The 10,456-nt window shown below is 61.6% G+C and carries 9 protein-coding genes; 7 read left to right on the top strand and 2 right to left on the bottom strand.

Annotation, left to right across the window (positions count from 1 at the left end):
- Positions 1 to 91 precede the first annotated feature (91 nt).
- The gene (locus ACVWYY_RS14175) at positions 92 to 475 is read right to left on the bottom strand and encodes a hypothetical protein (RefSeq protein WP_011434266.1); all 384 of its coding nucleotides are present in this window, start codon (positions 473 to 475) and stop codon (positions 92 to 94) included.
- A 92-nt stretch (positions 476 to 567) separates the two neighbouring features.
- Between ACVWYY_RS14175 and rppA the strand changes: the two genes are divergently transcribed.
- From rppA to recF, 4 genes are all read left to right on the top strand, one after another.
- Positions 568 to 1,257, top strand: coding sequence for a two-component system response regulator RppA (rppA, locus tag ACVWYY_RS14170; RefSeq protein WP_457403911.1), 690 nt, complete (start codon positions 568 to 570; stop codon positions 1,255 to 1,257).
- A gap of 28 nt (positions 1,258 to 1,285) precedes the next feature.
- Positions 1,286 to 2,746: a sensor histidine kinase gene (locus tag ACVWYY_RS14165; protein WP_414343060.1), complete on the top strand. Its 1,461-nt coding sequence runs from the start codon at positions 1,286 to 1,288 to the stop codon at positions 2,744 to 2,746.
- A gap of 49 nt (positions 2,747 to 2,795) precedes the next feature.
- Positions 2,796 to 3,488 carry a DNA-binding protein gene (locus ACVWYY_RS14160; RefSeq protein ID WP_457403913.1) on the top strand — a complete coding sequence of 231 codons (693 nt, stop codon included), beginning with the start codon at positions 2,796 to 2,798 and terminating at the stop codon, positions 3,486 to 3,488.
- A 168-nt stretch (positions 3,489 to 3,656) separates the two neighbouring features.
- Positions 3,657 to 4,823, top strand: coding sequence for a DNA replication/repair protein RecF (recF, locus tag ACVWYY_RS14155; protein WP_457403914.1), 1,167 nt, complete (start codon positions 3,657 to 3,659; stop codon positions 4,821 to 4,823).
- An 87-nt stretch (positions 4,824 to 4,910) separates the two neighbouring features.
- Here the strand turns inward: recF and ACVWYY_RS14150 are convergent, their stop codons facing one another.
- The gene (locus ACVWYY_RS14150; protein WP_457403919.1) at positions 4,911 to 6,461 is read right to left on the bottom strand and encodes a YifB family Mg chelatase-like AAA ATPase; all 1,551 of its coding nucleotides are present in this window, start codon (positions 6,459 to 6,461) and stop codon (positions 4,911 to 4,913) included.
- A gap of 469 nt (positions 6,462 to 6,930) precedes the next feature.
- On the opposite strand from ACVWYY_RS14150, the gene ACVWYY_RS14145 reads away from it, so the two are divergent.
- The 3 genes from ACVWYY_RS14145 to ACVWYY_RS14135 are packed head-to-tail and all read left to right on the top strand — an operon-like array spanning position 6,931 to position 10,250.
- The gene (locus ACVWYY_RS14145; RefSeq protein ID WP_457440897.1) at positions 6,931 to 8,886 is read left to right on the top strand and encodes a peptidase M3; all 1,956 of its coding nucleotides are present in this window, start codon (positions 6,931 to 6,933) and stop codon (positions 8,884 to 8,886) included.
- A gap of 7 nt (positions 8,887 to 8,893) precedes the next feature.
- Positions 8,894 to 9,874: a DNA adenine methylase gene (locus ACVWYY_RS14140; protein WP_457440895.1), complete on the top strand. Its 981-nt coding sequence runs from the start codon at positions 8,894 to 8,896 to the stop codon at positions 9,872 to 9,874.
- A gap of 28 nt (positions 9,875 to 9,902) precedes the next feature.
- Positions 9,903 to 10,250: a BolA family protein gene (locus tag ACVWYY_RS14135; protein WP_457440893.1), complete on the top strand. Its 348-nt coding sequence runs from the start codon at positions 9,903 to 9,905 to the stop codon at positions 10,248 to 10,250.
- The last annotated feature ends 206 nt before the right edge of the window (positions 10,251 to 10,456 follow it).

The raw sequence follows: 10,456 nt of genomic DNA, 5'->3' as shown, positions 1-10,456 counted from the left end.
AAACAGAAAGATCAACTGGTAGTAATCCGTACTGAACATATTATACATTATTTTCAGTATAGTTGAGCTTATTATTGACTAGAGTCATGCTCTAGTCCAAGCTATAGCGGGTCAGGCGCTGCACTTGCTCGGGAGCAAGGCCAAGCTCTTGGGCAATCTGAGCCGACACCTGGTCTGGATCCAGTTGTGGAAATTCAAATTCCAGCTTGCGCAGGTGGGGATTGGTGGTAGTCACCTCCACCTTGGTGTAGCCACGGGAGCGGCGGATCTCCGCCTGAATGGAAAGAATATCCAGAGCCAAGGTGGCTTGTTGCTGGCTGCGAATCGCCAAAGGTTGCTCTAGCCGGCGAGGACGGCTCAGCGCTTGGCCCGTCACCCACTCTCCCCCCGCCACAAAAAGAAGCCCTGCCAAGGGCAGCACCAGCCAAAAATCAAACCCTAGATCTTGCCACCGATGGATTTTGGGCCACCCCACCGTTGTTCTCTCCCTTGCAGAGGGCTATTTCCGTGATCCATCCTAGCCTGGGCAGTGGGAACTGGCCGTCTTGGTCAACGGCGCACAGGACGATGCGAATTTTGCTGGTGGAGGACGACCCGGAACAGTTGGAGCCTTTACAGGCTGCCCTGTCCAAGTGCGGCCACGTGGTTGACTGTGCCAAGGAAGGGGAGATGGCTGCCTGGCTGATGGAGGAGAAAGCCTATGATCTCCTGATTTTGGATTGGATGCTGCCGGGGCCAAGCGGGATCCAGCTCTGTCGGCAATACCGCCAATCGGGGGGATGTGCGCCGGTGCTGATGTTAACTGCCAAAGACGCAACATCGGATGTGGTGCAGGGGTTGGATGCGGGGGCAGACGACTATTTGGTCAAGCCGGTGGATCTGGTGGAGCTGCTGGCATGGGTGCGGGCTTTGGGACGCCGTTCCCCCCAATGGCAAGGAGACAGCCTCAGCCTGGGATCCCTGCACTTGCACTTGGCCAGCCTGACCCTAGAGCGGCAGGGGAGGCAGGTACAGCTTTCGGGCAAGGAGTTTCAATTGATGGAATACCTGATGCGCCATCCCAACCAGGTGCTCAGTCGGGGCCAGATCGAGCAGGCGGTGTGGGAATGGGGCTGTGAGCCGGAGAGCAATGCCGTGGCTGCGTTGGTGCGGCGGTTGCGGCTACGGTTAAAAGAGGTGGAGGCCCAAGATTGGCTGGAATCGGTGTATGGCCAGGGGTACCGGCTGCGCATAGCCTCTCCAGAAGAGAACCCATGAAAGCAGTTTCTAGGGGGTGGCGATGGAGGTGAAAAGAGCTGAACACAAGCATTCTCTCCCATGGCTGGGCTGGAACTGGGTTTCCCTGGCACACCCCCTTCAGCCGCACCTGGGGCAGAAGGCTGCGACAAGAGGGACGGGATCCCTGGTGTTTCACCACAGCCGCCGTCGCTTGGCCCGCAGCTTTGCCGGGGTCATGGGGGGGATCCTGCTGGTGTTTGCCGCCGTCTTCTACCGCTTGGAAGTGGAGAACCAGTTGCAGGCTTTTGACGAGGAGCTGCAGGTTCAGGCCGGGATCATGGCGGCAGCCATTAAGTACGAGCTGCGCCAGGGGCAGTGGCGGTTGGTGTTGAACGAGGTGCCCTTTTTGGGGGGGAAAACCCAACCCCTCGACCATCACTTGGCCTATGTGCGCTGGTTCGATCCTGCTCCCGGCACCGGAAGGGAAAGCTTGGGATCCCTGCGCCAGTACACGGGATCCCGGCCTCCTCTGGAGCTGTTTGACTTGGATGGCCCGCCTCACCATCTCCAACTGGGTTTCCAAACGGTGGAAGGAGAGAGCGGCTTACTGTTGCGCCAGCTCACGCTGCCGGTGCAGCAGGAGGAAAAGCTACTGGGCTACTTGCAACTGGCGGTGCCCCTGGAACCGCTGCAACTTACCCTGGGTCGCTTGCGCTGGGGGTTGGGGATCGGGATCCCGCTGACGCTGGCGTTGATCGGCGGGGCCGGCTGGATCTTGGGGGGGCTGGCGATGCAGCCGATTCGTCGCTCCTACGAGCAGTTGCAACGCTTCACTGCCGATGCTTCCCACGAGTTGCGCGCCCCCCTGGCCGCCCTGATGAGCAATGCTCAAATGGCTCTGCTGGCCCCGGAACAAGCTCAACCTCGCCTGGAAAAGGTGGTGAGCGGTGCCCGCCGCCTCAGCGTGCTGATCGATACCTTGCTGCAGTTGGCCCGCCAGCAGGGATCCCTGCCCCTGGAGGATCTGCCGCTTCTGAATTTGCGAGCGCTGTTGCAGGAGCTGAGCGAGCAATACCGCCCCCAAGCTGAGGCCCTTGGCCTTCACTGGCAATGCCACCTGCCTGAGACGGATCTTTCTGGGGGTTGGCTTGTGCGGGGGAACGCTGCCCTGCTGCGGCAGGCCATCGAGAACCTACTGCGCAATGCCCTGCAGTACACCCCTGCAGGCGGCACAGTGCAGGTGAGCCTGGAAAGCCAGCGCCAGCGCGCTTACCTCCACGTCAAGGATACAGGCATTGGCATTCCCCCCGAGCATCTGCCCCATCTGTTTGAGCGGTTTTACCGGGTGGATGAAACCCGTGCTCGCCATACGGGTGGGTTCGGTCTGGGCCTGGCCTTGGCCCAGCAGATCGTCACCGCCCATCGGGGATCCCTGCGAGTGGCCAGCCAAGTGGGAGAGGGATCGATATTTACGGTAGAGCTGCCCTTGTCATCTTCACGTCATTTTTCTCCGCCATTCTCAAGATGAGCCGCGATAACCCAAACCGGCTTGTCCTGTCGATTGGAGTCTATGACCAATGACGATTCGTTCCTCTTTTGCTCGCGCTCTGGGTTGTTCTCTGCCGATTTTGGTTCTGCTCACCCCCCTGGTGCTGGGATCCCCGGCGCAAGCCCAGCGGGGCAGACGCTCTGCTCCTAAAGCCACAGCTCCCCTTCAGGTACAGCCAACTTGGCAGCGCCCGTGGGATCTTGAGCGAGCCAGCCGCGATCTGGCTAAGGCGCAGCGACACCTGGCCGAAGCCAGCTTCCTCTCTCAGCGGGGGTCTTCCCCAGAGGCTGCCCGCCTTTTGGAACACGGCCAGGAGAGTTTCACCAACGCCCAAGCCTCAATTGAGGCAGGGAATTTCTTCGCCGCCCGCGAGCAGGCCAAAGCAGCGGAAAACTTAGCCAAAGCAGCCAAAGTTCTCTACGAAGCGGAGCTGGGTTTCATGGGCCGCCCTGGCCGTTCCTTCTTCGAGGCCCCTTTCCGGGCTCAGGAGTACCTCAGCCGGCTGCAAGCGGAGATGGCCTTCGCCAACATCAACTCCGGCAGCGTCTCTGACCTGCAGAATCAAGTGCAGAACCTGTTGGGCGACGTAAGTACGGATCCCAGCAGCTACACCTTCGCCGACTACAGCCGTAGCAAAGCTGCCCGCTACTCCGCCCGCGCTGCCCTACACCTGTTGGCGGCTGAGCGCCTCGGGGGGATGACTACCCTGACCAGGCGCTGATCTGGCCTACCCGGAACTGGGGATAGAAGGGATCCCTGCTGGCTGAGTCTTCGGGGTTAACCCCTCTACCTTCTCTTGCCCCTGCTGCAGTTGGGTTAAAGTGAAAGCCCCCAGAGCGGGGGCTGTTCTTCTCGAATACTGACTGATCGCGTCTTTACATCTCCCTTGGTGTACCTGCGTTTCCTGCACCTGCGCCACTTTCGCAACTACCGGGAGCAAGGGATCCCCTTCGACGCGCCCAAAACCATCCTGGTGGGGGAGAACGCCCAGGGTAAGACCAACCTGCTGGAAGCGGTGGAGCTGTTGGCCACCTTGCGCTCGCGGCGGGCCGCTCGGGATCGGGAGCTGGTGCATCAAGAAGAACAGCAGGCGCGGATTGCCGCCACGGTGGAACGGCTGGGGGTGGCCCACGAGCTGGTGATGGAGCTGCGCAGCAGCGGCAGGCGATCCCTGAAGGTGGACGGGCAGGTGCTGCGCCGCCAGGCGGACTTTTTGGGACAGGTGAATGCCGTGGTGTTCTCCAGCCTGGATCTGGAGCTGGTGCGGGGCGCTCCGGAGACGCGGCGCCATTGGTTGGACGGGGTGTTGCTGCAACTGGAGCCGGTTTATCTCGGCCTGGTGGAGCAATATCGCCAGATCCTCAGGCAGCGCAACGCCCTTTTGAAGCAGGATCCCAAGGACTCTGTCCCGCTAACGCAAGCGGCTGCTGGCGTTCAGTTCTCGCAGATGGCCTTCTGGGATGCCCAACTGGCCACCACCGGTAGCCGAATTATGCGCCGCCGCGCCCGGCTGCTGCAACGGCTGGAGCCTTTGGCTGCTCACTGGCACCGGGTCATTAGCGGTGGACGGGAAACCCTGACCCTTACCTATCGACCCCAAGTGCCCCTGCCGGATCCCCAGGCCAGCCCCGAAGTGATCCAAGCCCAGTTTTTGGCCGAGATCCGCGCCAAAGCCGCCGCCGAACACTCCCTGGGCAGCTCTCTGGTGGGCCCCCATCGGGATGAAGTGGAGCTGTGCATTAACGGAGTTGCCGCCCGCGCCTATGGATCCCAAGGCCAGCAGCGCACTCTGGTTTTGGCTCTGAAATTGGCGGAGCTGGAGCTGATCGAGCAGGTGGTCAGGGATCCGCCCTTGCTGCTGTTGGACGATGTGCTGGCAGAGCTGGATCTGCACCGGCAAAACCAACTCTTGGAAGCCATTCAGGAGCGCGTGCAAACCTTGGTTACCACCACCCACCTGGGATCCTTTGACGCCGGCTGGCTCAAAGCCGCCCAAATCCTTCAGGTGCAGGGGGGACAGCTTTTTCCCGACAAAACAGGGGGTGGGATCCCGTAGGGCAGGCCGGAGCTCTGGCAGTGAGGGAAACCCTATCTGGGAGAGGGGCTGGGGGTGGTCGCGTCAGCGGCGCCGAGCGCTTGAGCTCTACAGCCGAGCGCGATCCAGGCTGCGGTATTGAATCGCTTCGGCAATGTGGGTGGGGGCAATGGCCTCCGCGCCCTCGAGATCGGCGATGGTGCGGGCCACCTTGAGGATGCGGTCGCTCCCCCGCGCAGACAGGCCCAGCTTTTGGATGGCGTTCTCCAAAAGGGTGCGACAGGGATCCGACAGGGCACACCACTGCCGCAGGTGGCGGGATTGCATCTGGGCGTTGCAGTGGATCCCAGGCTCGTTTTGAAAGCGCTGCCGCTGTCGTTGTCGTGCCCGCTCCACCCGCCGCTGCACCGCTTGGGAAGATTCGCCGCCCTGGGCGCGGACAATTTCTTCCGGCTTAAGGCGGTTGACCCGCACCTGCAGGTCGATGCGATCCAGCAGCGGGCCGGAGAGCTTGGACCAGTAGCGCTCCCGCTGTTGCGGCGTACAGGTGCAGGGGTGAACGGGATCCCCGTAGAAGCCGCAGGGACAGGGGTTGGTGGAGGCCACCAGGGTGGTTTGGGCGGGAAACTCCAGGGAAACGCGGGCGCGGGAGATGGTGACTTTGCCATCTTCCAGGGGTTGGCGCAGCACCTCCAGCACCTCCCGCCGGAATTCCGTCAGCTCATCCAGGTAGAGGATGCCATGGTGGGCCAGCGAGATTTCCCCGGGCTTGGGGTAGGGGCCGCCACCCACCAGCGCCACTGCCGAAGCCGAATGGTGGGGAGCGCGAAAGGGCCGCTGGGTGATCAGGGGGGTCTGGCGTCCCAGGTGCAGGTTTTGCCGCAACAGGCCGGCTGCCGAGTAGATGCGGGTGATCTCCAACATCTCTTCCCACTGCAGCTGGGGCAGAATGCCGGGCAGTCGCCGCGCCAGCATGGTCTTGCCCGCTCCCGGGCTGCCCACCAGCAACAGGTTGTGCCCGCCGGCTGCCGCGATCTCCAGAGCCCGCCGGGCATGTTCTTGCCCCTTCACATCGGCCAAATCCAGCAGGGGTTCCGTTTCGGTTGGCAACATCTGTTCTGGCTGGATCCGCACCGGCTCAACTCCCTCTGGGTTTTGCAGCCAGCCCACCACCGCCGCCAAGGAGGGCAGCCCATACACTTGGATCCCTTGCACCACCGCTCCTTCCGGCCCATTTTCCTGGGGTACCACCAGGCGGCGGATCCCCATCTCGGCAGCGCTGGCGGCAATAGGCAGAACCCCGGCCACCGGGCGTAGGGTGCCGTCTAGGGCCAATTCCCCCACCATCAGGGTGTTGGCCAGCGCTTCCCCCTCGATCACCCCGGAGGCCGCCAAGATCCCGATGGCAATGGGCAGATCGAAGCTGGGGCCCTCTTTGCGCAGATCGGCAGGGGCCAAGTTGACGATGATCCGCCGCTGGGGTAAAGCAAAGCCGGAGTTCTTGATCGCCGCCCGCACTCGCTCTTTGGCCTCCTGAACGGCAGTATCGGGCAGTCCCACCAAGGTGATCTGGGGCAAGCCACCGCCCACATCCACCTCCACCGTAACCTGCACGGCCCGGAGTCCCAGCAGAGCGGCAGCAGTGACTTGGGCAAACAATGCAGTCACCTCCCTCGGATAGTTCTTTTACCCTTTGCACAAGTGGCCGCAGGCCTATTCTGTCCCAACACGTATCCTGGCCGAAATTGGGATCCCCACGCTGCCGGCTGCATTTGCCCAAGGAGAATGTCACAATCATCTCAGGTTTTTCCTGCCCCAAAGGAGGCACGTCGGTTTTCGCAGTCGCAGTCTTTAATGAATGCGGGATCCCGGATCCGAGCTTGCCGAATGGCTCAGGCTTGGGTTGGCTGTTGCTGCCGCCTTTGCGCAGCACAGCAGCGGTGAGGCTATGTTCTGACCAGGATGGGAACCCCCAGGGGGGGATAGCAGGGATCCGGATCCCTCTGATCGCAGCCTGCACCTCCAACCCAGATTTCCCCAGCCATTTGCCCTTTGGCAGAGGTCAAAAGGCGGGCACACCCCTCTGCCGACAGGCCAACAGAGGGACGACCCCATCTCTAGGAGGCTGATGCCGGTGGTCTTTCCTGCTGCTGAACCCCCTTTCGAGCGTTTCTCTGGCTCTGGGAAAAAGCGCGCCCTAACCTGGAATGAACTGGAGGAGCAGGTGCAGCAGTTTGCCCAGCGCTACCGGGGGCAGGTGGTCCAGCTCAGCCCGCCAGAGCTGGCGGTGGCGCTGCAGGAGTTGTCGGAGCTGACGCAGGCGCTCGCCCTGGCAGCCCATCTTGCCGAGGGTTGCGAGAGCAGCAGCCTTCCAACAGCGATCCCGGCTGAGGCCGAACCAGAGATGGCCTGGACGAAGGCAGACCCCAGCTGGAGGGATCTGGAGCGGGTCATCTCCCTGCAGAGCCAGCTGTTGTTTTTCCCCCTGGAACTGCAATCCCTGACCGCCGTTCCCCTCGGCGAACCCGCAGCTGAGACGCCGCAGGAGCGAGAGGATCGGCCCTCGGATCCCTTGGCCGCTGCTTGTGCCGAGCCGGAGCTGCGCCCCTTTCGCCAGTTTTTGTGTCGCCTCCTGCAGCAGCGGGGTCACCAACAACCGGAGCCTCTGGAGTGCCTGCTCCACCAACAGTACCCAACAGGAAGGTTAGCTTGGCGGCAGTTGTGGCAAGTGACCCTGAACTCGCCTGCTGCGCTCCCAGAGCACACTCTTGTCCAGCTGCAGAGCTTACAAACTCACGCCAGCGCCGAAATCCGTTGGGCTGCCTATCAGCGGCTGGGCCAACACCTGGAGGCCCATGCAGATCTGGGTGGGTTTATCCTCAGCACCCTGATCCGCGACCACCTGTGGGAGGCCCAATGGCGGGGCTATGACTCTGCTGCCGACCTGTATCTGGCCCGCCACGGCCTGACTCAAACCTTTTTGGAGAACCTATTGGAAGGGATCCGCGATCGGTTTGACCTGTTCCAGCACTATTACCGCCTCAAAAGCCGAAACATGGGGCGTTCCATTCGCATCTGCGACTTGCGTGCGCCCTGGCGGGATCCCGTTCCACCCCTGACCCCTGCTGAGGCCACCTCTCTAATCTGGGCAGCCCTGCAGGACTTCTGCCCCGAGTGTGCGGCCCAGGCCAAACCCTGGCTGCTGGAAGTCGGCGCTATCGCAACCGAGGCAGACAAGCCCACTCCCGTCAGCGAAACAGAGTCCTCGTCTAGACCAGGAGAAACGGGATCCGGCGGGAGCGAGCTCCTGTTGAAGGTTCTTGCTATCATCAGCCAGCGGCTCCGGCCTGAGGATCCCCAAGTTTGGCTGGATCTGGAGGAGATGCAGGGGAGTTCCGCACTGCTGCCGCGAGCGTGGGGGGTGCAGGCCCACACCGTCTTTTTGCAGCAAATACTCCTGGATCACCTGGTTGCCTCAGCAGTGGGATCCCCTCGCATGGGCAGGCCTGCTCTTTACGACCCAGAGGGGCAAACTGCTCCGCAGCGCTGGCGGGAACGCTCCGGCAGCCTCCAGTTGGCCCAGGCCCTGTTGATACACCATTTGGAAGCCCAGTTGCAGGCGGTGTTTTACCAGAGCTTGATCAGTCGGCTGGAGCTGCTCCTCTATCGGTCGGGGATCCCCGCATGGGAAAATGTGGCAACCTATCCTCTTTGGGTGAGCGAAGAGTGGTTGAAGCTGTGTCAGGAGCTGTGCGGAGATGCGGTGGAACTGTTGCCGGAACACCAGTTTTACTGGGTGGGGATGCCGGAGCTGTTTCTCCGCCCCTTCAGTGCCTATCAGGCCAGCCTTGCCAGCCTGGTGGCCTTGGCCTGTCACCGCCGCTATCACAGTTCTCCGCGCAACTTTCTGCCCCACTACCTCCGTTGGTTGGCCAGCCCGCCCGGATCCCTGACTTTGGAAGAAACCACCCAGCTGCTGCAGGCAGATCTGAGCGACCCAGGGGGAGTGTTGCAGGCGCTGGAGGAGCTAGAGCATTGGATCGAGACGCTAGAAAAGCTGCTGGAAGAGAATCCAGATCACTGAACCAACGATGATCCACCCTTGTTCTCTTGGACATAGGCGTGCTCTGCGGCGGGAAGAACTCTGGAACCCTGTACCCGACTCCTGCGAACCCACCCCAGCGGAGCCAGCCGTTAAAGCGCGTCCCTTCCTAAAATGGGCAGGGGGAAAAGGGCAACTGCTCAGCCAATACGAACCCTTTTTTCCTCGCGCCTGGAACACCTATCACGAGCCCTTTTTGGGGGGTGGAGCGGTCTTTTTTCATCTGGCCCAAGGGATCCCATCGGGTTCTCGACACTTTGTTTTGTCGGATATCAACCCTGAGCTGGTGAATGTGTATCGCTGCGTGCGGGATCACGTGGAGGAGCTTATCGCCCTGCTCAGCCACCACCAAGCCCACCACAGCCGGGATTATTACTACACCATCCGCGCGGCTCGATTTGAAGATCCGGCGCAACGGGCTGCCCGCCTGCTGTATCTGAACAAGACCTGTTTTAATGGCCTCTACCGGGAAAACTCGCGGGGAGAGTTCAATGTTCCTTTGGGCCGTTACCGTAATCCCCGCATTTGCGACGCGGAGAACCTACGGGCCGTGGCACGGGTTTTACAAGGCGTGGAGATCGCGGTGCAGCCGTTTTGGCAGGTGCTCGAACGAGCCAAACCCGGGGATTTCGTCTATTTGGATCCCCCTTACCATCCCCTTTCTGCCAGCAGCAGCTTCACCGCCTACAGCCGGTTTGCCTTCGGCGAAGCGGAACAGATCCGCCTGCGAGAAGTGTTTGGAACATTGGCCGACCGAGGCGTGCAGGTGCTGCTCTCCAATTCCGATTGCCCCTTTGTGCGGGAACTGTACCGGGATTACCCCATCCAGACCATCTCTGCCAGCCGTGCCATCAACGCCCAGGGCCACAAACGCGGTCCCATCACCGAGGTCTTGGTGCTGAGCCATCCCAGCCTGGCCTCTGCCCGTAGTGGGCCGGAAGGGATCCCGTTTTGCCCCAGAACCGTCTAAGGTGGACGCGATAGCGGTGCGGAGCACAATGGATGAGCAGGTCGAGATCCGAGGCGGGATCTTGAGCTTGGACACAGTGAGACCACGGGGACAACAGCGCATGGATCCACGAGAAATTGAGGCGTTGGTACGGGCCGCCCTGCCCGGTGCGAGAGTACAGGTGGAAGACACGGTCGGCGATGGCCACCATTTCCAGGCCATTGTGGTGGCGGAACAATTCCAGGGCTTGCCCCTGATCAAACAGCACCGGCTGGTGAATGAGGCCCTGAAAGCCTACCTGCAGGATGGCCGCCTACATGCTTTAGCCCTGCGCACCTTTACCCCCGCTCAGTGGGAGCAACTCCAGGGGCTGGATTCTGGTTCATCAGCCAATTGAGCCAAGAGGAGCATTCCCAGTCGGGCTGTGCATCGCCTCAACTCCTCTCTCCCTTTGAGAAAGGGGCTGAAGCTGTCGCAAACGGGAATCTTGACATCCTCCCCGGCCTGAAGGCCGGAGATTCCTACCACGCTGCGCATGGATGGCTCCTTGCGCAGTCGTCTCGGCGGGTTCCTGCTTCCGACCGCCCGTGCAGTTCGATCCAC

This window comes from Thermostichus sp. MS-CIW-34 (genome assembly GCF_054060435.1).
This window is presented reverse-complemented; position numbering and strand designations above follow the sequence as displayed.

Bases quoted from the DNA above. Each gene is read 5' to 3' on its own strand.
- ACVWYY_RS14160 (WP_457403913.1), top strand. From the start codon at position 2,796: ATGACGATTCGTTCCTCTTTTGCTCGCGCTCTGGGTTGTTCTCTGCCG.
- rppA (WP_457403911.1), top strand. From the start codon at position 568: ATGCGAATTTTGCTGGTGGAGGACGACCCGGAACAGTTGGAGCCTTTA.
- ACVWYY_RS14145 (WP_457440897.1), top strand. From the start codon at position 6,931: ATGCCGGTGGTCTTTCCTGCTGCTGAACCCCCTTTCGAGCGTTTCTCT.
- ACVWYY_RS14135 (WP_457440893.1), top strand. From the start codon at position 9,903: ATGGATGAGCAGGTCGAGATCCGAGGCGGGATCTTGAGCTTGGACACA.
- ACVWYY_RS14140 (WP_457440895.1), top strand. From the start codon at position 8,894: ATGATCCACCCTTGTTCTCTTGGACATAGGCGTGCTCTGCGGCGGGAA.